This window comes from Pseudonocardia sp. TMWB2A, assembly GCF_017312135.1.
Genome location: NZ_QKQY01000002.1, coordinates 3,236,373 through 3,262,151, shown reverse-complemented (window position 1 = coordinate 3,262,151; position 25,779 = coordinate 3,236,373). Strand labels below are relative to the sequence as shown.

Here is a 25,779-nt window from a genome sequence, read left to right as displayed (position 1 = left end):
AGTACGTCCATGACGGAGTACGGCCTGAAGCGACACTTCGACAGCGGGGCGGCCCGCCTGCTCGGCGACCTGGTGGCACAGGTGCACCCGCCGTTCGACCTCGACGGCTACGTGGCCGAGGTCGGGGCGCTGGTGCCCCCGCTCGAGCTGAAGGACCGCGTCCGGGTCCTGTCCGACGGCCTGCGCACCAGGCTGCCCGGGGACTACCCGCAGGCACTCGCGATCCTGCTGTCGGTGCTCGGCGACGAGCTCGGCGAGGGCGAGGGCATGTTCAACACCAGCTGGTACCTGATGCCGGTGGCCCGGTTCGTGGAGGACCACGGCCTCGGTCATCCGGAGGAGTCGCTCGACGCGATCGAGCAGATCACCCGCAGGCACACCGGCGAGTACGCGATCCGTCCCTACCTGGACCGCCACCACGACGCCACGATGGACCGGGTGCGGTCCTGGGCCGGGTCACCCAGCCTCAACGTGCGACGTCTGGCGAGCGAGGGCATCCGGCCGCGGCTGCCGTGGGCCCGGACCCTGCACCGGTTCGTCGAGGACCCCGCTCCGGTGCTGGAGGTCCTGGAGGTGCTGCGCTCGGACCCGTCGCCCTACGTCCGCAAGTCGGTCGCGAACAACCTCAACGACATCGCCCGCGACCACCCGGACTCCGTGCTGGACGTGCTGGAGCGCTGGGCGGTGGAGAGCCCGACCCCGGAGACCGGGTGGATCAGCAGGCACGCGCTGCGGGTGCTGGTGAAGAACGGGGACCAGCGGGCGCTCGCCCTGTCCGGCGTGACCGGCGGGGAGCACGTCCGGGCCGACCGGCTGGTGCTCAGCCCGGCCACCATCCGGCTCGGCGAGTCGGTCACCCTGCGCGCCGAGATCCGCAACACCGACCGGCGGGCGCACACCGTCGCCGTCGACTACGTGGTGCACCACGTGCGGGGCAACGGGCGGACCCTGCCCAAGGTGTTCAAGCTCGCCGCGGTCGAGCTCGGGCCCGGCGAGAGCCGGGTGCTGGAGAAGCGTCACCCCGTCCGCGAGGTCACGACCCGCCGGTACTACCCCGGCACCCACGTCGTCGATCTCCAGGTCAACGGGCGGGTCGTCGCCGGCGACGGATTCGAGCTCGTCACATGACCGGCCGCCGCACGGTCACCGCCGAGGACCCGGTCGTCGCCGACCACCGCATTGGCGGGGTGGGGGTGCTGCCGGCGGCGGCCCAGATCGACCTGATGCTGCAGGCCGTCGGCGCCGGGCGGTCGTCGCGGCGGTGGTGGCTCGAGCACGTGGTGCTGGCCGAGCCGCTCACCGTCGGCGACGGCGGGGTCGAGCTCGGCGTCGACGTCGCCGACGACGGTGCGCTCGCCCTGCGCTCGCGCCCCGCGGCCGACCCGGTCGCACCGGCCCGGCTGCACGCCCGCGCCGTCGCCGCCGGCGCCCCGCTGCCCCCTCCGACCTATCTCGACACCGCCGCCATGGAGGCCTCCGCCGGACCGGAGACCCCGCTGGCGGTCCTGGACGGGTGGCGCGCGGGGAGCGGGATCGCCTACGGGGAGCGGTACCGGGTGATCCGCTCCCTGCGCCGCGACGGCGACCGGCTGTTCGGGGTGCTGCGCCCCGCGGCCGCCGAGCCGGGCGCCGTCGTCGACCCGGCCGTGCTCGACGCCGTCCTCCAGGGGCTCGGGCTGCTCGACGACGGGGCGGCCGGTCCGTGCCTGCCGTGGTACATCGGGCGGGTCACGGTCCGGCGCCCGGTCCGCGGCACGCTGCTCGCCCTCGTCGAACGGACCCCGGGCGGCCCGGACGCGGCAGGGTGCCGGGGCAGGGCGACGGTCTGCACCGAACAGGGTGAGGTCGTCCTCGAGCTGGACCGGATCGTGCTGCGGGCCGTCCCCGGCGGTCCGGACCGGCCCGCCGTCCCCCGGCCCCGGCCGGCCACCGGGACCGCGCCCGGTCGCCCGCCCGGTGCGACGACGGTCCCCGGCTGGCGTGCCGCGACGGCTCCCCCGGCGCCGTCGACGCCCCCGCGGACGCTGGTCCTGGGTCAGGTCCCCGGGCCCGCGGGGCCGGTCGGACGTCTCGGTCTCGACGCCGTCGCCGACGGGACGTTGCGGGCCCGGCTGGCCGACGACCCGCCGGGGCTCGTCGTGTACGCCCCGGCCGGTGGCGAGGACCCCTCGGCCGTGGTGCAGCAGGCGGCCGCACTGGTACGGGTGCTGGCCACCGCGCGGCCGTTCCCGGCACTGACCGTGCTCACCCGGGACGCCCACGGCGTGCGTCCCGACCCGTCCCACACCGCGCTGTGGGGACTGTTCCGCTCGGTGCGCACCGAGCACCCCCGGACACCGGTCACGCTGGTCGACCTCGACACGTCCGCGCCGACGGCACCGCCCACCGTCCCGTACGACGGCGGCGAGCACCGCTTCCGCGACGGGGCGCACCTGGTCCCGCACGCGAGCCCGGCCGGCCCCGCGGAGGGGCCGCCGTTCGAGCCGCGGGGACAGCGGGTCCTGGTCACCGGGGGTCTGACCGGGCTGGGGCTGCTCACCGCGGAGCGGCTCGCCGCACTCGGGTGCGCACACCTCACGCTCGTGGGGCGCACCCCGCCCGCGGGCGGGCGGGCGGCCCGGGTCGACCGGCTGCGTGGGCGGTGCGAGGTACGGGTGCTCACCACCGACGTCACCGACCCGGACCCCGCTCTGGGCCGCGACCGCTTCGACCTGGTGGTCCACGCGGCCGGGGTGCTGCGGGACGGTCTGGCCCGGACGCTCACTCCTGAGCGGATCGCGCAGGTCCTGGCCCCCAAGATCTCCGGTGTGCAGGCACTCGACGCGCTGTTCGACAGCGACCACCGCCCAGGTGCGGTGGTCCTGTTCGGCTCGATCAGCGCGGTCCAGGGGAACCTGGGGCAGAGCGCGTACGCCGCCGCGAACGCCTTCCTCGACGGCTACGCCGCCCGCCGCCGTTCCGACGGGGAGCGCTGGTGGAGCCTCGACTGGGGCCTGTGGAACGCCGGGATGGGCGAGGACGTGGTCGCCGCGGCCGCGGCCCGCGGCATCCCGGCGCTCGAACCGGACGCGGGTCTGGCCCTGCTGTCCGAGGTGCTGGGCCGCCCGCCCGGCCAGTACGTCCTGTCCGCACCCGCCCGACCGAAGGACGAACCGATGACCAGCACGCTGGGCACCACGGAGGCGTGGACGTCCGTGAGCTCCATCCTGACCTCCACGATGCACCTGCCCGCGGTCGCGCCGGGCGACGACCTGCTCGAGCTCGGGCTGGACTCGATGATGGCCGTCGAGATCACCGCGGGCCTGGCGAAGGCGGGCTACGAGGTGGACCCCGCACTCCTGTTCGAGCTCACCCGGGTGCAGGACCTCCTCGACCACCTCGGACCGCCCCCCGCCGCGACCACCACGCCCCTCGCCCCACCCGCACCGGTCGCCACGCCCACGCCGGTCGCCACGCCCGCGGCCGGCGGCGGGCCCTCGCCCGTCTCCGCCACCGGCGGGCCGGACCCCGCGCCGCAGACCGGCGGGACCGCCCCGCGGGACGAGCGGTCGACGACGCCGGACCCCGCGGCCTTCCGGCCGGACTGGGACCGGTTCCGGACCGGGCCGGACGGGTCCGCCGCCCCGTCGCCCGCCGTCGCGGTCTCCGGAGCCTCCGGTCCCGCGCAGGCCCCCGTACCCCCGCCGGCCGCCGTTCCCGCGTCTCCCGCGGGCGGGCCGCCCACGGGCTCCGCGCCGGGCCCGCGGACCGCCGGGAGGGACACACTCCCCGGGCCCGCGGCGCCGGCGCGCCGCCCGGAGCCCCCCACGCTCCCGGCCGCGCCCGCGGGGGTCCCGGGACGCACCCTCCCGGGCAGGCTGACCGACCGGCCGTCCGGCGGGTTCCTCGACCGCCGCATCGACGACCTGTCCCGGGAGGACAGGGCCGTCGTCGCCGAGGGCCGCTACTTCTACGAGCCGGTCGTCGAGGAGGAGACGGGCTCCTGGATCCGCTTCGACGGTCGGTGGTACCTGAACTTCGCCTCCTACAGCTATCTGGGCCTGATCGGGCACGACTACATCGGGGCCCGGGTACAGGAGGCGGTGCGCCGGCACGGCACCGGAGCACACGGCGTCCGGCTGCTGGCGGGGACCCTCGACCTGCACCGCGAGCTGGAGCTGGCGATCGCCCGGTTCCTGGGCACCGAGGACGCGATCGTCTACTCCAGCGGCTACATGGCGAACGTCGCCACGGTCGGCGCGCTGGTGGGGCCCGGTGACACGGTGATCGGCGACGTCTACAACCACGCCAGCATCCTCGACGGCTACCGGCTGTCGGGGGCCCGGGTCCTGACCTACGCCCACAACGACCTCGACGACCTCGAGCGCGCGTTGCGCCAGGCCGGCGACGGCGGAAGGCTCGTCGTCACCGACGCCGTGTTCAGCATGGACGGCGACCTCGCCCCGCTGCCGGGCATCGTCGAGCTCTGCGAGCGTCACGACGCCCCGCTGATGGTCGACGAGGCCCACAGCATGGGGGTGCTCGGGCGGACCGGCCGCGGCATCACCGAGCACTTCGGCATCGTCCCGGAGCGGGTGGCGATCAAGATGGGCACGCTGTCGAAGACCGTTCCCAGCGCGGGCGGCTACGTCGCCGGATCCGCGGACCTGGTGTTCGCGCTGAAGAACAACGCGCGCGGCTGGATGTTCTCCGCCGCCGTCACCCCGGCGAACGCGGCCGCCGCGCTGGCCGCCGTCGAGGTCATGACGGCCGCGCCGGGGATGGCCGAGCAGCTGCGCCGCCGCACCGGGCGCTACCGCGACGCGCTGCACCGGCTCGGCTTCGACACGTTGAACAGCGAGTCGCCGGTGGTGCCGGTGCTCTGCCGCGACGACGCCCAGGCCCAGGACCTCGCCCGGCTGTGCCAGGCCGACGGCGTGTTCGTCCAGCCCATCGTCTACCCGGCGGTGCCGCGCAGCCTCCCCCGGCTGCGGACCATCGTGAACCTGTCCCACACCGACAACGACATCGATCTCGCCGTCGAGGTCCTCGCCCGCGCCGGCCGCCGGCTCGGGCTCGTCTGAACCGTCCACTCCGTCCCGAAGGGAATCATCATGGGTGAGATCAACGGCAAGGCGTTCTTCGGTGCCGTGCTGCGGGCGGTGGCCTGCACGCGCAACCACAACGACGACACGGCCGAGTACGAGGCGGGGGTCATCGCCCCGGCCGGACGGATCCGCGAGATCGAGGCCGAGATCGGCGACCGGGCACCGACGACGTCCGAGGCCGAGCAGGTGCTGGCGCTGCTCGACACGGTCCTGACCACCAAGCGGACCCCCGCTGCGGACCGGGAGTTCCACACCGGGCACATCTCCCGGGTCTCCGGCGTCTCGGTCGTCCGCGCCGGCGCGGCGGTCTGAGATGACCGCGGGTGGGCCGGCCGGGCCGCCACCGGCATGGTTCTCGCACGAGTTGTGCTTCTGGCACGACCCGGGCGCGGGCAGTGGCCACCTCCCGGTCGGCCCGGGGGTGGAGCCGCTGCGACAGTTCGCGGTCGACCCGGACCTCCGGCGTGCGGAGGGGCTCGTCCGGCTGTCCGGTGTCCTCGACCGGTTCACCCGCCACACCCCCGCACCCGCCCCCGACGCGGACCTCCTCCTCGTCCACACCCGCGCCCACGTCGACCGGGTGGAGGCCACCTCCGCCCGGGGCGGCGACGCCGGGGTGTACGCCCCCGCGGGGCACCACAGCGCGGCCGCCGCCCGTCTGGCCGTCGGTGCCTGCACCGCGGCCGTCCGGGAGGTCCTGGCCGGTGGGCACCGGCGCGCCTACTGCCTCGTCCGTCCACCCGGCCACCACGCCGAGCCCGACCGGGCGATGGGGTTGTGCCTGTTCAACAACCTCGCCGTCGCCACCCGGGTCGCCCAGCGGAACGGGGCGCGCCGCGTGCTCGTGGTCGACCTCGACGTCCACCACGGCAACGGCCTGCAGCACGTGTTCTGGGAGGACCCGGACGTCTGCTACGTGTCGCTGCACCAGGACGGACTGTTCCCGCCCGCCTCGGGGACGGCCGCCGAGACCGGGTCCGGTGCGGGGGCGGGCACCACGGTGAACGTGCCGCTCCCGGCGGGCACCGGGCACGGCGGGTACCTGGCGGCGATGGAGACGGTCGTCGCCCCGGTCGCCCGCGCGTTCGCCCCGGACCTCGTTCTGGTCGCGGCGGGGCTCGACGCCGGCGCCCACGACCCGATGGGCCGGATGATGGCCACCAGCCGCACCTTCCACAGCGTCGTCACCTCGCTCTGCGAGCTGGCGGACGAGCTCTGCGCCGGGCGCATCGTCCTGGCCCACGAGGGTGGCTACTCGGCCTGGTACCAGCCCACCCTGCTGCTCGCGGTCGCCGCCGCGGTCGCCGGTCTGCCCGCTCCGGACGACCCGTTCCTGCACTCCCTGGAGAACCTGCCGGGACAGCGGCTCGCCGCGCACCAGCGGCGCGTCCTCGACCACCTCCGGACGCACCACCCGCTGCTCTCGGCCGCGGCGGTGGCGTCGTGACCGGGTGGCTCACCGCGCTCGGACGACGGTCCGGCCGTACGCACCGGCCGGAGCCCGTCGGCCGGATCGTGGTCCTGCCCCACGCCGGTGGATGGCCGTCGGCCTTCCGGTCCTGGATGGAGCTCGTCCCGGACGACGTGGAACTGCTCGCCGCCCAGCTGCCGGGCCGCGGGACACGGTCGGCGGAGGAGCCGCTCCGCCGGACCGGGCCGATCGTGGCGGCCCTGGCCGACGCGCTCGCAGCGCGCGACCCGCTGCCGACCGTCGTCGTGGGGCACAGCTTCGGCAGTGTGCTGGCCTACGAGCTCACCCGCTCGCTCGAACGACGCGGAGCCGGGCCGCGGCTCGTCGCGGTGTCGGCACGGCAGCCGCCGTGCTTCCCCAGCAGGCCGCCCTACTCCCACCGCCTACCCGACGACGAGCTGGTCCGGCACGTGCACCGCATCGGCGGGGCACCGGACGGCGTCGCCGACGTGGGAGGGCTGCTCCGCCCCTCGCTGCCCGCCATCCGGGCGGACCTGGAGGCGCTGGAGACCTACCGCCGCCCACCGACCGGTACCTCGGTCCCGATCGTCGCGCTCTGCGCGACCGACGACCCGATCGTGATCGCCGAGCGCATGTTCCTCTGGTCGGTGGAGACGACGTCCGGCTTCCGTCGCCTGTCGTTCGACGGAGGACACTTCTACCTGTACCGGCGCCCCGTGGCGGAGGTGGTCGTCCCGGTCCTGGTCGACGCGCTGCGCGGAGACCCGGGCGTGGAGCCGACCGTCACTCAGGCGGTGGCGTCCTCGGCGTAGAGGGCCGCGAACTCCGCCGTGGGTTCGATGGGGGTGATGACGTCGACCAGGACACCGTTCGGGTCCGCGACGATGAAGTGTCGCTGCCCGAACGGTTCGTCCCGCAGCTCGAGCTCGGCGGGCACACCGCCGTCGAGGACGACCCGCTTCCACTCGGCGTCGACGTCGTCGACCTCGATGTTCACCAGCAGGCCCTGTACCGGCCGCCGGTAGGCGCTCGGCAGCGTGGGGTGGTCGTGGGCGATCAACGCGAGCTCGAACGGACGCGAGCCGGGTGACCGGAGGCTGACGTACCAGTCGGCCTCGAACGTCGTCTCGAAGCCGAGGCGACCCACGTAGAAGTCCTTCGACTGTTCGATCTTCTCCGTACACAGGACCGGATACACACTGGCAGGCCGCATGACACTCCCCGTCGTCCAGAAGACCCGACGATCATAGCGAGGGACGCGGCGTCCGCTCCGTCCCGGATGGGCGATCTCGACCGGGCGCACCGCGGCCGTGGCGGTCGCGCGGCTACGCCGCACCCTGTCCGTCCGGCCCGACGGAGACGGGACCTGCGGTGGTCGGCGCCGCCCTCCGCCGGCCCGGCCCGCGCCGGAGGCCCCGGTTCAGGGGCGGCTGCGGGCGACGAGTTCCTCGATGGCGCCGACCACCTGGCCGGGGGCCTCCTCGGGCACGAAGTGACCGGCACCGGCCGCCCGGACGTCGAGGACGTCGGCCGCGTCGCCGACGAGCGGCCGCACGGCTGCCGCCATGTCGGGGATCGAGCCGTGCTCGGCGGAGACCGCCGCGACGGGCACGTCGATCCTCCGGCGGGCCGCGAGCTCGCGGTTCTGCCTCGCCGACTCCGGCGCGGCCCGGTAGTAGGCGAGGATCGCCCGGACCCCGCCGGCCGCGGCGAACAGACGCGCGTACCGGTCGATGTCGGCATCGGAGAACACGTCGGCCGAGGCGGCCTTGTGGGTCAGGAACCAGGCCACGTAGTCCCGCTCGTGCCCGCTGATGAGCGTCTCGGGAAGGTCCGGCACGAGGTTGAAGGCGAAGTGGGCGAGCTTCTGCGCGCTCGCCGGATCGAGGGACACGCTGGTGGGGAGGCTGACGCCGGGGATCCCGGCGTCGAGCAGGGCGAGGCCGAGCAGATCGGGCCCGTCGCCGGCCGCTGGCGCGTCGAGGGCGTAGGTCACGGCGACCCACGCCCCGATGTCGTGGGCGACGAGCCAGTGCTCGCCGACCCCGAGGATCTCGACGGCCCGCCGCACGACCCGCGCCACGCTGCGGGTGTCGTAGCCGTCGGCGGGCCGGTCGGAGTGTCCCTGCCCGGGCAGGTCGAGGGCCACGACCCGGTGGGCCCCGGCGAGGACGGGCATCACCAGGCGCCAGGCCCACCAGGTCTGCGGCGCGCCGGCGAGGAGGACCACGGTGCGAGCCCCCGGGACGCCACCGTCGACGGCGTGCAGCGACACCCCGTCGACGTCGACCATGCGGTGGGTGAAGCCCTGGAGAACGTCGAACGGGACGTCGACGTCACTGTGAGCGGGTGCGGTCATCGTGCTCTCCTCCCTGGGAGGACGAGCCTATGGCATCTTGAACTGATCAGTCCAAGATTGTGCCCGGGACGACGCGACAGGAGGCGCACGGCGGATGGCAGGACGCAAGCAGTTCGACGTCGACGCGGCACTCGATCAGGCGATGACGGTCTTCTGGGAGCGCGGGTACACCGCCACCACCGTCGATGACCTGACGGCGGCGACGGGACTGGGCCGCAGCTCGCTCTACGCCACGTTCGGGGACAAGGAGGCGCTGTTCCTGGCGTGCCTCGAGCGGTACGCGCGACGCTACGGCGAGCTCTACGACGCGGCACTCGCGAACGCTGCGGAGGATCCGTCCGAGGCGGTGGCCGCCTTCTTCGACGTCACCCTGGACCGCATCGCCGATCCGTCACGTCCCGACGGCTGCCTGGTGGCACAGACCGTGATGACCGCACCGTCGCTGCCCGTCGCGGTCGCCGCGCGCGCGTCCGCGCTCGTCGGCCACCAGCGCGGGCGGCTCCGGAGGGCCCTCGACAGCGCCCCGGTCGCGTCCGCCCGGCGCGACGACCTCGCCCTGCACCTCGCGGCGGTCAACCAGTCGCTCGCCGTCCTGAGCCGGGGCGGTGCGGCCGCCACCGACCTGCGTGCCGTCGTCGCCGTCGCCCTCGTTCCCGTGCAGCAGGCGCTGGCAGCGGTTCCTGGCCGGTGTGGCGGAACCGAGCAGTAGCCGCATGCCGACCCCACCCGAGGAGGCATCGTGTCGACCGGAGACCGAGGTCCAGCAACCTGCCGAGTGAGCCCGACGCATCCGCCAGGTCGGCGACCGTCAGCTCACGCTTCTGACGGAGGACGCGACAGGATCGACCGGCCGAGACCTGCCTCGGTCGAGGATCGGCCGACCGCGGCGCCTCGTCCACACCCCGCGCCACTGTTGAAGCAGTCGAAGGGCGTCCCACGGCCGTCCACGTGACGGTCGTCGTACGTCGCCACCACGGGCGCGTCCACACGGATCCGGTCGGTCGACCGGGCGTCCGCCGCCTCGTCCGCAGTGAACCCGTACCACCTGCCGCGTCGACCGTGGGCGATCATGCGACGCCCACGGTCACGACGCCGGCGCCGCCCCGGCGGCACCGACGGCCGTGGTGGGGCGGCGGGGCGTGGTCGCCGGCACCTGCGTGGACCGTGGGCCGAGCAGCGCCCGCGACCGTGGAGCCCGGCCTCGTCGATCGACCCGTGTCGACGGCGCACTCCCCCGGCCCGCCGGGGGCCTCACGGGACGAGTGCATGCCGTCCGACCGCTCCCCGACCCCGCCGACGCCGGGGCCCGACGCACCGCCGGTGACGACGGCGGCCGATCCGTCGACGTCCATCTGTGGCTGCCCTCCGGGTCGTGCGGGTGTCAGAGGAGCTCGAGGATGGTGGCGTTGGCCTGGCCGCCGCCCTCGCACATGGTCTGCAGGCCGTAACGGATGCCGTTGTCGCGCATGTGGTGGATCAGGGTGGTCATGATCCGCGCGCCGGAACCGCCCAGCGGGTGACCGAGTGCGATCGCGCCGCCGTTGGGGTTGAGCCGCTCGGCGACCGAGGTGTCCTCACCAGCGATGTCGGCCAGCCAGGCCAGGGGCACCGGGGCGAAGGCCTCGTTGACCTCGAACGCGCCGATCTCGTCCAGCGACAGGCCGGAGCGCGTGAGTGCCTTCTGCGTCGCGGGGATCGGGGCGGTCAGCATGATGACCGGGTCGGCACCGGCCAGCACCGCGGTGTGCACCCGCGCGATCGGGGTCAGACCCAGCTCCTTGGCCTTCTCGCTGGTGGTCATCAGCAACGCCGCGGAGCCGTCGGAGATCTGCGAGGAGTTGCCCGCGTGGATCACGCCACCCTGGTCGGCGTCCTTGAACACCGTCTTGAGCTGGGCCAGGCCCTCCAGGGTGCCGCCCCGGCGGATGCCCTCATCGGCCGAAACGCCCGCGATGGGTGCGATCTGGCCCTCGAAGCGGCCGTCGTCCTGCGCCTGCGCGGCACGCTCGTGCGACAGCAGCGCGAACTCGTCGAGCCGGGTACGGGAGAAGCCCCACTTCTCGGCGATCATCTCCGCGCCGACGCCCTGGTTGGGGGCCACCCCGTAACGCGCGGCGAAGTCCGAGCCCAGCGGGTCCTGCCCCTGGCTGGAGGAGAACATCGGGATGCGCGTCATGGACTCGACACCACCGGCGACGGCGACGTCGTACTGGCCCGCGATCAGCCCGGCCGCGGCGAAGTGCACCGACTGCTGGCTCGACCCGCACTGCCGGTCCACGGTCACACCGGTGACGGTCTCGGGGAACCCGGCGGCCAGTGCCGCGTTGCGGCCGATGTCGAAGGTCTGTTCCCCGGCCTGGGACACGCAGCCCCAGATGACGTCCTCGATGTGGGCCGGGTCCACACCGGACCGCTCCACCAGGCTGCGCAGCACGTGGGCCGACAGGTCGGTCGGGTGCACCCCGGCCAGTCCCCCCTTGCGCCTCCCGACCGGAGACCGCACCGCCTCGACGATGACCGCATCCCGCACGACTACCTCCAGAGCTCGATGTCAGGCGGTTCCGGGCGCACCACGAGCGATGCCGCCGGAACCACCGGATGATCAATGACGTCGTCCGTCATGTGTTGCGTGATGCAGCCCGGCCCGGGCTCGTCACGCCGCGACCTGCTCCGCAGTCCCCGTCGACGCCGGGGGACGCCGGCGGTCGGTGAGACCGCTGCGCGGCACCACCGCCACGAGCAACGCGGCGGCGAGGCCGACGACCGTGAAGGCCCAGAACACCCCGCCCGCCCCCGCCGGGGTGGCGATCACGATCCCGACCATGATCGGGCCCACCACACCACCCAGCCGGCCGAGGCCGGCGCACAGGCCGAGCGCGGTGCCCCGGGCGGCCGGGGGGTAGTAGACGCCGGCGAAGCCGTACACCGCCGACTGCGACGACGAGCAGAACCCGATGACCAGCACGATGGCGAACACGACCGCCTGGACCGGTGCGAGGGTGAGCGACGCGACGGCGGCCGCCCCGGCCAGGAAACCGGAGGCGATGATCCGGCGGGACCCGAAACGGTCCGCGAGACCGGTCAGCACGACCATCCCCGCCGCGCTGCCGAGGTTGAACGCGAGCATGAACGACAACGCGGATCCGAGGTCGTAGCCGGTGCTGCGCAGGATCTGGGGGATCCAGGTGTTCATCCCGTAGGCGACCAGCAGACCGAAGAAGCTGATCAGCGGGAACAGCAGCGAGGCGACGCGGAACCCGGGCGCGGCGAGCAGCTGCAGCGCCGAACGACGAGCGGCCGGGGCGTCGCCACCGGCCACGGCCAGGCCGGACTCCGCGCCGGTGCCGATGTCGAACCGGCGGGCCAGCTCGGCCGCCTCGTCGTGCCGGCCGCGGGCGACGAGGAAGGCGAACGACTCCGGCAGGTTGCGGTAGGCGACCGCGAACAGCACGAGCCCGATCAGGCCCGCGGCGCCGAAGAGGGACTGCCAGCCGAACAACGGGATGACCACGATCGCCACCACCGACACCAGCGCGCCGCCGATCGGGAATCCGGTCTGGACCACGCCGTTGTAGAACTGGCGGCGGTCGATCCGCACGTACTCCATGGTGAGGGCGATGACCGTCGGGAGCGCACCACCGAAGCCGAGACCGGCCAGGAAGCGCAACAGGCCGAAGATCTCCAGGCTGGGGGCGATGGCGCACAGACCGGTGAAGACACTGAAGCTAGCGACGCAGGCGAGCACGATCGGCCGCCGCCCGACGATGTCGGTCAGGTAGCCGGCCAGCATCGCGCCGATCATCATCCCGAACAGGGACAGGCTGCCCACGAAGCCGGCCTCGACCGTCGTCATGCCCCACACCTGCTCGCCGAGCAGGACCGGCAGGACGGCGCCGAACATGAGCAGGTCGACGCCGTCGAGGACCGTCACCGCGAGACAGGTGAACACGACCGTCCGGAAACCGGCGCTCCGTGTGGTGGATCTGGACATCGTTGTCCTCCGTGTACGTCGGTACGACCGACCGGGAAGGGGCGCGGAATCGCCGAGGGACCGCCGGGCACACGCGCTGAGCCGTCGCGGCGCCCGGCCGGGAGTAGCCGCCGGAGGCACGAACTCGCCGTGTACCGGACCGCCCGACTCACCTTATGGTCGTAGATAAAACGCCGTCAAGGGCGATCCGGACCAACCTCGCAGGCCCGACGAACCGTCGGCCGGGCAGCGTCATGAGACTGTGGACGTCTTTTGTCTCACGTGTCACTCTGGACAGGCGAGCGCCGGCCGGGTCGCACCGTTGCGGCCGCCGGAGCGCTCGCCGGAGCGGAGGATGCAATGCCGCAGCAGCCCGGACAGTCGATGCGTGAGGTCATCGACCGGAGTCCCGTTTCCTGGTTCCAGAAACGGACCGTCCTGTTGTGTTTCCTGCTCGGCCTGGCCGACGGGTTCGACGCACTCGCGATCGGCTACCTGCTGCCGGCCATGGCAGCGGAGTGGGCGGTGCCGGCGTCGACGTTCGGACCGGCGATCACGATCGGCCTCATCGGCATGGTCGTGGGCACCACCGTGATCGCACCGCTCGCCGACCGGATCGGCCGGCGCACCGTGCTCCTGGGCTCGACCCTTCTCTACGGCTCCGCGACCGCCGTCATCCCCCTGGTCTCCACGGTCGGCGAGCTGGCCGCGGTACGGATCGTCGCGGGCATCGGGCTCGGCGCGGTGGTGCCGAACCTCGTGGCGCTGTCGGCCGAGTACATGCCGGCCAGGGCACGCGGGAAGGCGGTGCTCGTCGTCCTGTGCGGCATCACGATCGGCGGCTTCCTCTGCGGCATCGTGGCCGGTGCGGCGGTCCCGACACTGGGCTGGCGGTCGGTCTTCCTGATCGGTGCCGTCCTCCCCGTCGTACTCGTGCTGGTGTGCTGGCGACTGCTGCCCGACTCCCTGGGCATGCTCGTGCGGCGGGGCAGGCACGACCGCGCCCGTGCACTGCTCGGCCGCATCTCCCCCGAGGCCGCCACGGTGCGGCTCGACGACCCCGCGGCCGGTCCGGCCCCCGCCCGCACCACCCGGATCCCGGTCCGCGCCCTGTTCACCGGGGGTCGCGCGCCGGCGACGACGCTGCTGTGGATCACCTGGTTCGCGACCTACGTGATCGTCTACTTCCTCTACAGCTGGCTGCCCACCCTGCTCGGCCAGGTGGGCGTCGACCCCGGCGTGGCCATCCTGGCCATGTCGCTGTGCCTGCTGGCCAACACCGTCGGCGGCCTGACCCAGGGCGTGATCATCGACCGCCGCCGCGACTACGCCTCGCTCACCGTCGGCCTGCCGGTCGCGGTCGTGGTCATCCTCGCCGTACCGGCGGTGTTCGACCAGCCGGTGCTGCTGACCGTCCTGATCTGCCTCATCGGCTTCTTCGCCGTGGGCGTCAACCAGGCCCTGTCGACCATCACCGCCGAGATCTACCCGCTCGACATCCGGGCGACCGGTGTCGGCTGGTCCTTCGGCGCCGGGCGGATCGGGTCGCTGATCGCCCCGCTCGCCGGCGGGGCGCTGATGGCCGCGGGCGTCGCCGGCGGCGTGATCTTCCAGCTGATCGCCGTCCCGGCGGCGATCGGGGCCGTCTCGCTCGCCCTCCTCGTCGTCCGCGTGCACCGCGCCCGCCGGGCGACGGCCCCCGCCGCGGCCGGGTCCACCGCCGCGACGTCCTCCTGACCCGTTCCCGACCGACCCACCACCGGAGCAGCCGATGAACGTTCCCGAACTCGTCCGATTCTGGGCGCGCACCCGTCCCGACCACGACGCGATCGCCTTCGAGGGCACCGCCGAGTCCTGGAGCGCGTTCGACGCCGCGACCGACGACCTCGCCCGCGGTCTCGCGGCCCGCGGGGTCGGGCACGGCGACCGCGTCGCCGTGCTGATGCACAACCGCCCGGAGCTGGCCCGCACCATGATCGCGGTCCTCAAGCTCGGCGCGGTCTGCGTGCCGCTGAACTTCCGGCTGCTGGCCGGGGAGATCGACGAGCTGCTGGCCGACGCCGACTGCGTGCTGGTCGTGACCGAGGACAGGCTGTTGCACCTGGTCGCCGGGAGCGCGGAGGCCGGGCGCCACCAGGTCGTGTCGCTCGGCTCGACCGACGTCCCAGGCTTCGACACCCTCCAGGGCACGCCCGGCCCGGCCCCCACCGCCGACATCGCCGACGACGACGGCGCCTTCATCTGCTACACCTCCGGCACCACGGGCGTGCAGAAGGGTGCGCTGCTGACCCACCGCAGTGTGCTCGCACCGGCGCAGTCGCAGATGATCGCGCACTCGTTGTCGTGGCGGGACCGCGTCCTGGTCCCCGCTCCCCTGGTCTACACCGGGTCGGTCGTCTCGGTGTTCGTCCAGCTCGTGATCTACCCGGGCGCGACCATGGTCCTGCTCGCCGACTTCGATCCGGAGCGCAGCATCGACATCATGGTGCGCGAACGGGTCACCGCGGCGACGTTCGTCCCGGTGATCTGGCAGCGGATGGCCGCACACCCCGGCTTCGCCGACGCCGACCTCGCCGCGTTCACCTACGCCGCCGCGGGTGGCGCCCCGGTCGCGACCGAGACCCTGCGCGTCTACCGGGAGCGGGGTGTGCCGCTCAACCAGGTGTACGGCCTGACCGAGGCCTCCGGGCTCGTCACCAGCCTGGCCTGGCACGACGCCCTGCAGCGCCCGGAGTCCTGCGGACGGGCCCTGGTCGGCACCTCGATCCGGGTCGACGCCGCCGTCGGCGACGTCGGCGAGGTGCTCGTGCGCGGTCCGCACGTGATGCGCGAGTACTGGCGCAGGCCGGAGGCCACGGCACAGACCGTCGTCGACGGATGGCTGCGCACCGGCGACCTGGGCCGGATGGACGACGAGGGCTTCCTGTACATCGTCGACCGCAGCAAGGACCTGGTGATCTCGGGCGGGATCAACGTCTACCCGGCCGAGATCGAGAAGGTGCTGGCGGCGGTACCGGGAGTGAGCGACCTCGCCGTGATCGGCGTGCCGGACGAGACCTGGGGCGAGGTGGCGATGGTCGTGTTCCACTCCGAGCGCGACCCGGACGCCGTGGTCGCCGAGCTCGCCGCCACGGCCCGCACGCGACTCGCCCGGTTCAAGCAGCCCCGGCATGCTCTCGCCTCGCCCGAGCCGCTGCCGCGGACCTTCTCCGGCAAGCTGACCAAGGCCGCGCTGCGGGAGCGGTTCACCGAGGTGCCGCCCGAGGCGGTGGCGCTGAAGGACGAGGCCAGAGCCTGACGGCAGGTGCGGTCCCGGACCGGACCCCGGTCCGGGACCGCACCGTCACCGGCCGCGCTCGCGGTCGCGTTGCCGCGCCCGCTCCGCCATCCGCACCGCGTCCGCGGGCCACTGCCGGCCGACCGAGGCGCCCCCGTCCACGACCAGCTCCTGCCCCGTGACGAAGCCCGAGGCGTCCGAGGCCAGGAACACCGCGGCGGCGGCGAGGTCGTCCGGCTCACCGGCCCGGGGCATCGGCTGCAACGAGCGCAGGTCGGCCCGGACCAGGTCCACCGAACGGTCCAGCGCGTCACCCGTCAGGCCGGCGCCGTGCCCCACGATCCGGGTGGCCACGCCGCCCGGCACGAGCGTGTTCACCCGGATCCGGTCCGCGGCGAGCTCCACCGCCGCACTGCGGACCAGCTGGACCACGGCCGCCTTCGCCGCACCGTAGGCGTGCGGCCCGTAGCCGGTGCGCAGTCCCGCGACGCTTCCGGTGGCGATGATGCTGCCACCTCCGGCCGCCCGCATCGGCGCGACCGCGTGCTTGATCCCGAACAGGACCGAGCGGCAGAGCAGCGCGAACGCGGCGTCCCACTCCGCGGCCGGCACGTCGTCGACGAAGCGCCACCGCCCGACCGCGCCGGCGTTGTTCACCATGCAGTCGAGCCGGCCGTGGCGCTCCACGGCCTCGGCGACGGCGCCCGCCACGTCGTCCTCTTCCGTCACGTCGACCCTCCGGAACCGCGCGGCGGTCCCCAGCTCCGCGGCCAGCGCCGTGCCCCGCTCCTCGTCGACGTCGCAGAGCAGTACCGAGGCCCCCTCGGCGACGAAACGCGTGGCGACGGCGGCGCCGATGCCGCTGGCCGCGCCGGTCACCAGGGCGGTCCGGCCGGCCAGGGCGGGGCCGGTCATCGGTTCCGGAACACGGCCGGGCGCTTCTCCAGGAAGGCCGTCACCGCTTCGCGGTGGTCCCTGGTGAGCGCGGTCAGGATCTGCGAGCGGTTCTCGAGCTCGACCGCGGCCTGGAAGCTCGCGATCTCCTGGTTCGCCCACAGCACCTCCTTGCTCATCCACACACCGAACGGGCTGTGCCCGGCGATGAGACGGGCCCGCTCCAGCGCGGCCTCCTGCAGGACCTCGTCGTCGACGACCGCGGAGACCAGGCCGATCCGTTCCGCCTCCTCGGCATCGACCCTGCGACCGGTGAGGATGATGTCGGTCGCCCGCGCGAACCCGATCATGCGGGGCAGCAGCCAGCTCAGGCCGATGTCGGTCCCGCCGAGCCCGCGCCGGATGAACGAAGCCTCCAGGATCGCCGAACGGGCCATCAGCCGTATGTCGCAGAACACCGCGAGGGCCATGCCCCCGCCGACCGCCGCACCGTTGACCGCCCCGATGATCGGTGCCCGGACACGGCGGAACGCCTCGCCGAGGCTGGAGATGTGCTGCTGGACGCGCATCCCGGCCTGCGAGCGCCCCTCCTCCTCGGCCGGGCTCTGCGGCGGGACGCCGTACCCGCCCAGGTCGATGCCCGCACAGAACGCCCGTCCGGCCCCGGTGAGCACGACCGCACGCACCTCGGAGTCCTCCTGGACCGCACGCAGCTGTTCGTGCAGGGCCTCGATCAGGTCGGTGTTCATTGCGTTGAGGGCCCCGGGGCGGTTCAGGGTGATCCGCAGGATGCCCGGTTCGGGGCGGTCGGTGAGGACGGCGGGGGCGGCCTCCCCCGGTGCGGTCCGGTCGGTGGTCATCGTGTCGGCTCCTCGGGTGTCGTGCTCCGGCATGGGTGGAGGGCGCGCCGGCAGGTGCTCGCCGGGCGCGCGGGCGGTGGGACGGGGCGGCTCACCGGAGCTGCCCGGAGGGTCCGCCCAGCCAGACGCCGAGCTGCTCCCCCGAGACGTGTGCCGCGCGGTCGGACACGAGGTAGGACACCGCATCGGCGATCGCGTCGGCCGGGACCTCGGGCCACTGCGCGCGCATGACCGCCATCGCCTCGTCGCCCTCGCCGCGGGTCATGTCGGTGTCGACGAAACCGGGGATCACGGAGTTCACGGTGATCCCCCGGCGGGCGGTCTCCTTCGCCAGCACCTCGACCAGCGCGCCGACCCCGGCCTTGGCGGCGGCGTAGGCGCCGGTGCCGGGCAGCACCGTGCGGCCCGCGGCCGCACTGCCCACGAACACCACCCGCCCCCGCCCCGCGGCGTACATCGCGGGGAGCACGGCGTGCGTGCAGTAGAACGCCCCGCTGAGGTTCGCTCCGATCACCCGGTCCCAGTCCGCGGGGTCGAGTCTGCGGGCGGACGCGGTGATGTTGAGCCCGGCGTTGTTGACCAGCACCGACGGTGCGCCCCATGCCGCGGTCACCGCCTCGACCAGCCCGGTCACGGCATCGGGGTCGGAGATGTCGGCGCGCCAGCAGCGGGCCGTCCCCCCGGATCTCCCGATCTCCGCCACCAGCTCCTCCGCGGCCGCGGCGCTCGTGGCGTAGTTGACGGCGACGGCGTGGCCGTCCGCGGCGAGCCGACGCGCGATGGCGGCGCCGATCCCGCGGGCTCCTCCGGTCAGCAACGCGACCCGCGTGGGCGTGTCAGGGGGCGACGGCACGTGGAGATCCTCTCGTCGGTTTCCTCCGCATCGTGACACGTGATACGAGTATCGTCTATTGTTTCAACAGCATCCGGAGGTCCCGTTGCGTCTCGGTCTGCACCTCGGCTACTGGGGAGCCGGTCCGCCCCGCGGCGCGCAGGAGTCCCTGCGCCGGGCCGAGGACCTCGGCTTCGACTCGGCCTGGACCGCGGAGACCTACGGATCCGACTGCCTGACGCCGCTGGCGTGGTGGGGCGCGTCGACCGGGCGGATCACCCTGGGGACCAACGTGCTGCAGATGTCGGCACGCACGCCGACCGCCACCGCGATGGCGGCGATGACCCTCGACCATCTCTCCGGCGGCAGGTTCGTCCTCGGCCTGGGCGTGTCCGGCCCGCAGGTCGTCGAGGGCTGGTACGGGCAGCCGTACCCACGTCCCCTCGCGCGGACGCGGGAGTACGTCGGGATCGTCCGCCGCGTGCTCGCCCGCGAGGAGCGCGTGACGAACCACGGGGAGCACTACCCCCTGCCCCACCCGGGCGGGACCGGGCTCGGGACGCCGCTGCGCTCCACCGTGCACCCGCTGCGCCCCGACCTGCCCATCCACCTCGCGGCCGAGGGGCCGCGCAACGTCGCGCTGGCCGCCGAGATCGCCGACGGCTGGCTCCCGCTGTTCTTCTCCCCGCGGCTCGACGGCTTCTACCGCGAGGCGCTCGCCGAGGGGTTCGCCCGGCCGGGGGCCCGGCGGACGCCCGCGGACTTCCGCGTGGCGGCGACCGTGCCGGTGGTCGTCGACGACGACGTGGAGCGGGCCGCCGACCGGATCCGGCCCATGCTCGCGCTGTACGTGGGCGGCATGGGCGCGCGCGACACGAACTTCCACCGCGACGTGTTCGCCCGGCTGGGCCACGAGGCCGCCTGCGAACGGATCCAGGACCTCTTCCTCGAGGGGCGGCGTGAGGAGGCGGCCGCCGCCGTCCCGACCGCGATGGTCGAGGACACCGCTCTGATCGGGCCGCCGGCCAAGGTGCGCGAGGAGCTGTGCCGGTGGGAGGAGACCGTCGTCGACACCCTGATCGTCCGGGCCGGCCCCCGCGGACTGGCCCGGATCGCCGAGGTGGTCGGCGGGTGAGCGTCGGGACCGCGGGCCGGTGCTCCGTATGCTGATCCGGTGCCCGACCGCCCACCTCCGGTGACCGCCCGGCCCTCCGCGGCGGTCGAACGGATCCTCGACGCCGCCGATGCCTGCTTCGCCCACTACGGCATCGGCAAGACGACGATGGAGGACGTCGCGTCGGCGGCGGAGATCTCGCGCGCGACCCTCTACCGGACGTTCTCCGACCGGGAGAGCCTGCTGACCGCGCTCGTCCGGCGCCGCGCGGAGATGAACATCGCGCGCAGCCGGTCGCGGATCATGGCGATGGACACGCTCACCGAGCGCGTGGTCGAGGGGATCACCCTCAACGTCCGGGTGGGCCATCGGGACCCGCTCATGCACGCGCTGGTCTCACCCGAGCAGATGGCCCTGGCGAACACGCTGCTCAGCTCGACCGGACTGGCGACCGAGCTGACCCGCATGTTCTGGGAGCCGATCCTGACCGCCGCCCGGGAGGCCGGGGAGATCCGCGAGGACGTCGACCTCGTCGGGCTCTGCGAGTGGATCTCCCGGCTCGAGATCATGTTCATCATCCAGCTGAGGGACACACCGGACGACTTCGACCGGATCCGCAGGCTGGTGGCCGATTTCGTCGTGCCGGCGCTGGTGCCGGCCGGGTGATCCCGGCCGGCACCGGTGCGGTCACTCCCCCAGGTCGGCGGCGAGCTGACGGTGCAGGTGCTGGCAGGACTGCTCGTTGCGGCCGTAGAGGTAGGTGCCGTGCGGCCACGCCGCGGCGTTGCGCTGGATCGACAGCTCCATGGGCCAGTCCTCCTCGACCGCTGCCTGCTCCAGGATCTCCCAGCTGCGCAGCACCCGCTTCTCGATCTTCTCGGTCCGCTTCTCCGGGCGCACCAGGAACCGGATCTGCGTCGTCGACCGGTTCGGGTCGGCGTCCGGCCAGACCGTCCAGAACTCGACGTGGTCGGGCGTGGAGATCACCATCGAGTTCGGGTAGAGGAACAGGTTGGAGCCCATCAGCCGGAAGTCGGCGTCGACGTCCTCGCCGGCACGCGCGAGGTCGCCCATCCGGGTCCGGGGGCTGAAGGACTGCCCGTGCCGGCCGTACTGGCGCCAGACGCTGGTGTTGGTCTCGATCAGCTTGCCCACGCCGTTCGGGTGCAGGAACTTGGGGTGGAGCACGTCGATCGCGCCGTCGAGCACGAGCTTCCAGTTGATGTCCAGGGTGAACGACCTGTCGAGGAAGATCTCCGCGCCGCCCAGGCCGAACGGCTCGAGCTGGGCGTCGACCTCGGGTCCCACCCACTCGTCGAGGTTCCAGTCCTGGTCGCCGGACAGCACGGCGAACAGGAACCCGTGCCGCTCCTCGGTGCGGACCCGGTGCAGGGAGTGCCGGTCCTTGTCGACGTGGGTGTAGAAGTCGTCGTAGGGGACGCCGCGCAACCCGCCGTCCTCGCGGGAGTAGCTCCAGCCGTGGTAGTGGCAGGTGAAGATGCGCTTCGACCCGCACGGCTGGTCCTCCACCCGGCCGCCGCGGTGCCGGCAGATGTTCAGGTAGGACGCGACCGAGCCGTCGGACCGGCGGACGGTGATGAGCGGGATGCCGAGCACCTCACGGGTCATGAAGCTGCCCGGGGCCGCGATCTCCGAGCCGTGTCCGATGATCACCGGGAGCCGCTGGAGCAGCGCCCGCTCCCGAGCCGCCCGGTCCTCGCTGACGAAGTGCGAGATCGGGACCCGCAGGTCGGTCGGGGACATCTCCGTGGTCCCGGCACGGAGGTGCTCGGCCAGGGTGTGGGCGACGTCGTTGTTCAACAGGGTCATGGTTCGGTCCCCCGGAGTGGTGGTGGCCGGCGTCACCCGGGTCGGGCGGCGCCTGGTACGGGGCGCGCGGGGCACGCGCGCAGGATCGTGCGGAGCGGAGCGGTCGCTCACCGCAGCTCCGACAGCACCTCCTCGGTGTGGGCACCCAGGTCCGGTGCCCGTCCCGGCGCGAACTCCTGGCCGACGACCCGGACGGGGCTGGCGGCGAAGCGGTGCCCGTCCTGCTCGTAGGTGGTGGCGCGGGCGGTGAAGTGCGGGTCCTCGAGGAGCTCGGCCACGGTGTTGACCGGGCCCCCCGCGATGTCGTGCGCGAGGAACAGCTCGGTCCACTCGGCCCGGGTACGGGTCCGGAACAGCGCATCGAGCTCACGCCACACGTGCCGGGCACGGTCCTCCGAGCCCTCGTCCACCGACGTGAGGTCGACCTCCAGCAGGTCGGGCCGCCCGACCGCGCCGCAGAACGCCTGCCAGAACTTCGGCGTGTGCGAGCCGAAGACGATCGCGCCGCCGTCCGCGGTGGCGTACGCGTCGAGCAGCGGCCAGTCCGGCAGCCGCCCGTCGGGGGTCCAGCCGGGCCGTGCATGGGTGCGGTCGGCGTTCAGCGCGGCGTCGATCCTGTCGGGCATCCAGGCGATCGCGACGTCGGCGCTGCTGACCTGCACGCGGGTGCCGTCCCCGGTCGACCGGGCGCGCAGGACCGCGGCCAGCACCGCCATCGCGCCGTAGGCACCGACGGCGTACATCGCCTGCGGGGTCTCGCCCGACCCGCCCATCACCCCGGGCGGCGAGGGCTGCCGGGTGTCGACCGTGCGCAGCCCGGCGTAGGCGTCGAACCACATCCCTCCGGTCGCGAGGTCACGGTACGGACCGTCGGCCCCGGTGCCCGAGACCTCGCACAGCACCGTCGACGGACGCTGCGCACGCAGTCGCTCCCAGCCGAGCCCGAGACGGTCGAGGTATCCGTGCCGGGTGCCCTCGACCACCGCGTCGGCGGTGGCGGCGAGCTGCAGGAAGGTGGCGGCACCCTCCTCGGTGCGCAGGTCGAGCTCGACGCTGCGCTTCCCCCGGTTCCACCGCAGATGCATGAATCCGGGGCCGTCCGGGCCGCCGACGGCACGCGCCCCGGCGTGGCGGACCCCCTCACCGCGGCCCGGCGTCTCAATCTTGATGACGTCCGCACCGAGGTCGGCGAGGTGGCCGCCGACCGAGGACGGGGCCAGCTGCGCGACCTCGACGATCCGCACGCCCTCCAGCAACGAGTACCCGCTCATCGTTCTCCCCTCACCGTTCGACGGTGACACATGAGACAAGATTCGTCAAACATCTCAGGCCGCGGGAAACCTTATGCCCGTAGGATGAGAGCGTGTCGATCTTCCGCTTCGGCGTCCTCAGCACCGGTGCCACCAGCAGCCCCGGGGGCTGGACGACGCTGGCCCGACGGGTCGAGGACGCGGGCTTCTCCGTGCTGCAGGTGCCGCAGCACTTCAGCGTCCCCTCCGTCCCGCCGCTGCCCTCCCTCGCGATGGCGGCGGCCGCCACGACGCACCTCACCGTGGGCACCCTGGTGCTGGACAACGAGACCGGTCACCCGGCCGTCGTCGCGCGGGACGCGGCGTGGCTCGCCGCCGAGACCGGCGGCCGCTTCGAGCTGGGCATCGGCGCGGGCTGGATGGCCGCCGACCACACGATGCTCGGCCACCCGTTCCGGGAGCCGGCCGCGCGGGTGGACCGCCTCGGCGAGGCCCTGGAGCTGATCCGCGGGTGCTGGGCGGGCCGGACGTCGTTCGCCGGGACGCACTACTCACTGGACGCGATGCCCGAGGGCTGCGCCACCGCGCACCCACCGGCGCTGCTCGTGGGCGGCGGCGGGCGACGGGTGCTGGATCTCGCGGCCCGGCACGCCGACATCGTGGGCATCGCGCCGGACATGCGCTCCGGGCGGATCGGCCGGGCCGCGGCACGGACGACGGGTCGCGGTCCGGTGGCGGCGAAGGCGGCCCGGATCCGCGAGGCCGCAGCCCGCCGCGGGGCCACGGTCGAGCTGCACATGTCGATCACCGCTGTCGTCGACCGGGCGGACACGGCCCGCATCGACAAGCTGGCCGACACCTTCGACGTGCCGCCCGCCGAGGTGCCCCGGCTCCCCGGTGTGCTCGTGGGCGACACCGCCGCGATCTGCGACGAGCTGCGCCGACGCCGCGCGGAGACCGGGGTGGGCTACCTGACGGTCAACGAGGTGCTGCTCGACCGGATGGCACCGGTCGTCGCGGAGCTGACCGGGACCTGACCGCACGCACCGGCCCGGCCCCGCCGGAGCGCGGCCGGGGCCGGTGCGACGTGCGCCGGGCTCAGCGGCTCGACGCGGCCTCGACCACGTCGAGCATGTCCCGCAGGTCGACGAGCTTCACCCGTGGCCTGCCCGCGCTGCGGCCGGCCCGTCGTTCGTGCGCGTCGATCGCCTTCCAGGCCGCGAGACCGAGTGCCTCGGGGCGCCGCCGCGCGACGAGCTCGGCGAACTCCGGCCCACCGGCGGCGGGCGGGTCGAGACGCCCGGCGGAGTAGTCCTCCAGCAGAGCGCGCACGGTGTCCTCGGAGCACCAGCGGTTGGTGCCGATCACCCCGCTCGGTCCCCGCTTGATCCACCCCGCGGTGTAGGTGCCCGGCACCGGCTCGCCGGTCCCGGGATCGACCACCCGGCCACCGTCGTTCGGCAGCACGCCGCGTCGCTCGTCGAAGGGCAGACCGGGCACCGGGGCGCCGCGGTACCCGACCGAGGTCAGGACCAGGCCGCACCCGATGTCGGAGGTCTCCCCGGTCGGCCGGGCCACGATCCGGTCCCCGTCGACCTCGGTCGCGGTGCGCGCGACGCGCAGGCCCTCGACCCGGTCCCGGCCGACCACCTCCTCCGGCGACGCGAGGAACCGCAGGACGATGCGCCGGTCATGGCCCGCGGGCTCGCGCTCGGCCAGCTCCCGCAGAGCCTCGAGCTTGAGCATGACCACGGGGTCCGGTTCGCGTGCGAGCTGCGCCGCGGACGCCTCGTCCAGCCGGACCTCGTCCGGGTCGACGATCACGTCGACGCCCTCGACATCACCGAGCGCCATCAGCTCCGGCGTGGTGAACGACGCCTGCGCGGGCCCCCTGCGGCCGAGCACCACGACCTCGCGCACCGCACTCCGGGAGAGCCCGTCGAGCGCGGCCGAGGAGATGTCGGTGGCCGCCAGGTGGTCCGTCCCTGCGACCAGGATGCGGGCCACGTCGAGGGCGACGTTGCCGTTGCCGACCACCACCGCGCGGTGCCCGGACAGGTCGAACGCGTGCCGCGCGGCGTCGGGGTGGCCGTTGTACCAGGCCACGAAGTCCGTCGCCGACGCGCAGCCGCCGAGGTCCTCGCCGGGGATGCCGAGCGAGCGGCCCCCCGGGGCCCCCACCGCGTAGAGCACCGCGTGGTGGTGGTCGAGCAGGTCCGCGTGCGCGACGTGGGTGCCCACCTCCACGTTGAGGTGCAGGGTCACCGTGCGCCGCCCCCAGGTGCGTGCCAGTGCCGTGCCCGCCCCCTTCGTGTCCTGGTGGTCGGGCGCCACACCGTGCCGGATCAGCCCGCCGGGGACCGGCAGTCTGTCGATCATCGTGACCTCGACGTCGAGACCACGACGGCGCACCAGGCTCTCGGCGGCGTAGGAGGCCGCGGGGCCGGTCCCGACCACGGCCACGCGCAGTGGTCCGGCCCCCTCCGGCGGGGTGATCTCGGGGTCGACCCGCTCGAACCGCTCCCCCGGCTCGTGGCCGTCGAACCACGCCGCGTTGATCCGCAGGTAGCGCAGGTCGACCGGTTCCAGGTCGTCGTCGGGGACGATCGCCGACACCGGGCACACGTCGATGCAGGCCGCGCAGTCGATACACGTGTCCGGGTCGATGTAGAGCATCTCCGCGGTCGTGTAGCCCGGCTCGTCGGGGGTCGGATGGATGCAGTCGACCGGGCAGACCTCGACGCACGACGCGTCGTTGCAGCACGACCGGGTGATCACATGGGTCATCGGGGGTCCTCGTGGCCGGGCCGGGCACGGAGCCCCGGTGGCGGCCGGTGACGGCCCGCCACCGGCGGCCCGGTGCGTCGCGCTGGG

The 25,779-nt window shown here is 73.8% G+C and carries 21 protein-coding genes; 11 read left to right on the top strand and 10 right to left on the bottom strand.

Annotation, left to right across the window (positions count from 1 at the left end; all coding sequences use genetic code 11):
• Positions 1-9: 9 nt before the first annotated feature.
• Genes DMP17_RS30250 through DMP17_RS30230 form a run of 5 tightly spaced genes read left to right on the top strand, consistent with a single transcriptional unit; the run spans position 10 to position 7,331 of the window.
• The gene (locus DMP17_RS30250) at positions 10-1,128 is read left to right on the top strand and encodes a DNA alkylation repair protein (RefSeq protein WP_226356792.1); all 1,119 of its coding nucleotides are present in this window, start codon (positions 10-12) and stop codon (positions 1,126-1,128) included.
• Positions 1,125-5,063 carry an aminotransferase class I/II-fold pyridoxal phosphate-dependent enzyme gene (locus tag DMP17_RS30245; RefSeq protein WP_337831291.1) on the top strand — a complete coding sequence of 1,313 codons (3,939 nt, stop codon included), beginning with the start codon at positions 1,125-1,127 and terminating at the stop codon, positions 5,061-5,063. The genes DMP17_RS30250 and DMP17_RS30245 overlap by 4 nt, the downstream gene beginning before the upstream one ends.
• 30 nt (positions 5,064-5,093) lie before the next feature.
• On the top strand, positions 5,094-5,399 hold the full coding sequence (locus DMP17_RS30240) for a hypothetical protein (protein ID WP_208818543.1): 306 nt from the start codon (positions 5,094-5,096) through the stop codon (positions 5,397-5,399).
• A gap of 1 nt (position 5,400) precedes the next feature.
• Positions 5,401-6,534, top strand: coding sequence for a class II histone deacetylase (locus tag DMP17_RS30235; protein WP_226365384.1), 1,134 nt, complete (start codon positions 5,401-5,403; stop codon positions 6,532-6,534).
• The gene (locus DMP17_RS30230) at positions 6,531-7,331 is read left to right on the top strand and encodes a thioesterase II family protein (RefSeq protein WP_226356788.1); all 801 of its coding nucleotides are present in this window, start codon (positions 6,531-6,533) and stop codon (positions 7,329-7,331) included. Before DMP17_RS30235 ends, DMP17_RS30230 begins: the two co-directional genes overlap by 4 nt.
• Here DMP17_RS30230 and DMP17_RS30225 read toward each other — a convergent pair.
• Both DMP17_RS30225 and DMP17_RS30220 read right to left on the bottom strand, forming a co-directional pair.
• A complete protein-coding gene (locus tag DMP17_RS30225; protein WP_226365385.1) occupies positions 7,307-7,732 on the bottom strand; it encodes a VOC family protein in 426 nt (141 codons plus the stop codon). The two genes, DMP17_RS30230 and DMP17_RS30225, sit on opposite strands and share 25 nt — an antisense overlap.
• Before the next feature lie 207 nt (positions 7,733-7,939).
• A complete protein-coding gene (locus DMP17_RS30220) occupies positions 7,940-8,878 on the bottom strand; it encodes an alpha/beta fold hydrolase (RefSeq protein WP_226356786.1) in 939 nt (312 codons plus the stop codon).
• Positions 8,879-8,972: 94 nt separating this feature from the next.
• Between DMP17_RS30220 and DMP17_RS30215 the strand changes: the two genes are divergently transcribed.
• Positions 8,973-9,587, top strand: a complete 615-nt coding sequence (locus tag DMP17_RS30215; RefSeq protein ID WP_226356785.1) for a TetR/AcrR family transcriptional regulator — start codon at positions 8,973-8,975, stop codon at positions 9,585-9,587.
• A 672-nt stretch (positions 9,588-10,259) separates the two neighbouring features.
• Here the strand turns inward: DMP17_RS30215 and DMP17_RS30210 are convergent.
• Together DMP17_RS30210 and DMP17_RS30205 are read right to left on the bottom strand one after the other, a co-directional pair.
• Positions 10,260-11,408, bottom strand: coding sequence for a thiolase family protein (locus DMP17_RS30210; RefSeq protein WP_337831290.1), 1,149 nt, complete (start codon positions 11,406-11,408; stop codon positions 10,260-10,262).
• A 123-nt stretch (positions 11,409-11,531) separates the two neighbouring features.
• Complete coding sequence (locus DMP17_RS30205) at positions 11,532-12,869, bottom strand: MFS transporter (RefSeq protein ID WP_337831289.1); 1,338 nt, start codon at positions 12,867-12,869, stop codon at positions 11,532-11,534.
• 339 nt (positions 12,870-13,208) lie between these two features.
• Here DMP17_RS30205 and DMP17_RS30200 point away from each other — a divergent pair, with 339 nt between their 5' ends.
• Positions 13,209-14,585 carry an MFS transporter gene (locus DMP17_RS30200; RefSeq protein ID WP_337831288.1) on the top strand — a complete coding sequence of 459 codons (1,377 nt, stop codon included), beginning with the start codon at positions 13,209-13,211 and terminating at the stop codon, positions 14,583-14,585.
• 34 nt (positions 14,586-14,619) lie between these two features.
• Complete coding sequence (locus DMP17_RS30195; RefSeq protein WP_226356781.1) at positions 14,620-16,146, top strand: class I adenylate-forming enzyme family protein; 1,527 nt, start codon at positions 14,620-14,622, stop codon at positions 16,144-16,146.
• A 45-nt stretch (positions 16,147-16,191) separates the two neighbouring features.
• On the opposite strand, the gene DMP17_RS30190 is transcribed toward DMP17_RS30195, so the two are convergent.
• The 3 genes from DMP17_RS30190 to DMP17_RS30180 form a co-directional block, all read right to left on the bottom strand.
• The gene (locus tag DMP17_RS30190; RefSeq protein WP_337831287.1) at positions 16,192-17,040 is read right to left on the bottom strand and encodes a glucose 1-dehydrogenase; all 849 of its coding nucleotides are present in this window, start codon (positions 17,038-17,040) and stop codon (positions 16,192-16,194) included.
• A complete protein-coding gene (locus DMP17_RS30185; RefSeq protein ID WP_226356779.1) occupies positions 17,037-17,879 on the bottom strand; it encodes an enoyl-CoA hydratase/isomerase family protein in 843 nt (280 codons plus the stop codon). The genes DMP17_RS30190 and DMP17_RS30185 overlap by 4 nt, the downstream gene beginning before the upstream one ends.
• A gap of 91 nt (positions 17,880-17,970) precedes the next feature.
• Entirely contained in the window at positions 17,971-18,732 is a 762-nt protein-coding gene (locus DMP17_RS30180) for an SDR family oxidoreductase (RefSeq protein ID WP_226356778.1), read from the bottom strand.
• Between the two features lie 85 nt (positions 18,733-18,817).
• On the opposite strand from DMP17_RS30180, the gene DMP17_RS30175 reads away from it, so the two are divergent.
• Complete coding sequence (locus DMP17_RS30175) at positions 18,818-19,846, top strand: LLM class F420-dependent oxidoreductase (protein WP_337831286.1); 1,029 nt, start codon at positions 18,818-18,820, stop codon at positions 19,844-19,846.
• A 39-nt stretch (positions 19,847-19,885) separates the two neighbouring features.
• Positions 19,886-20,491 carry a TetR/AcrR family transcriptional regulator gene (locus DMP17_RS30170; RefSeq protein ID WP_226356776.1) on the top strand — a complete coding sequence of 202 codons (606 nt, stop codon included), beginning with the start codon at positions 19,886-19,888 and terminating at the stop codon, positions 20,489-20,491.
• 21 nt (positions 20,492-20,512) lie between these two features.
• On the opposite strand, the gene DMP17_RS30165 is transcribed toward DMP17_RS30170, so the two are convergent.
• Together DMP17_RS30165 and DMP17_RS30160 are read right to left on the bottom strand one after the other, a co-directional pair.
• On the bottom strand, positions 20,513-21,655 hold the full coding sequence (locus DMP17_RS30165; protein ID WP_337831285.1) for an aromatic ring-hydroxylating oxygenase subunit alpha: 1,143 nt from the start codon (positions 21,653-21,655) through the stop codon (positions 20,513-20,515).
• 107 nt (positions 21,656-21,762) lie between these two features.
• Positions 21,763-22,926, bottom strand: coding sequence for a CaiB/BaiF CoA transferase family protein (locus DMP17_RS30160; RefSeq protein ID WP_337831284.1), 1,164 nt, complete (start codon positions 22,924-22,926; stop codon positions 21,763-21,765).
• Positions 22,927-23,018: 92 nt separating this feature from the next.
• Here DMP17_RS30160 and DMP17_RS30155 point away from each other — a divergent pair, with 92 nt between their 5' ends.
• Positions 23,019-23,942: a TIGR03621 family F420-dependent LLM class oxidoreductase gene (locus DMP17_RS30155; RefSeq protein WP_337831283.1), complete on the top strand. Its 924-nt coding sequence runs from the start codon at positions 23,019-23,021 to the stop codon at positions 23,940-23,942.
• 61 nt (positions 23,943-24,003) lie between these two features.
• On the opposite strand, the gene DMP17_RS30150 is transcribed toward DMP17_RS30155, so the two are convergent.
• The gene (locus DMP17_RS30150) at positions 24,004-25,692 is read right to left on the bottom strand and encodes an FAD-dependent oxidoreductase (protein WP_337831282.1); all 1,689 of its coding nucleotides are present in this window, start codon (positions 25,690-25,692) and stop codon (positions 24,004-24,006) included.
• Positions 25,693-25,779: the final 87 nt, after the last annotated feature.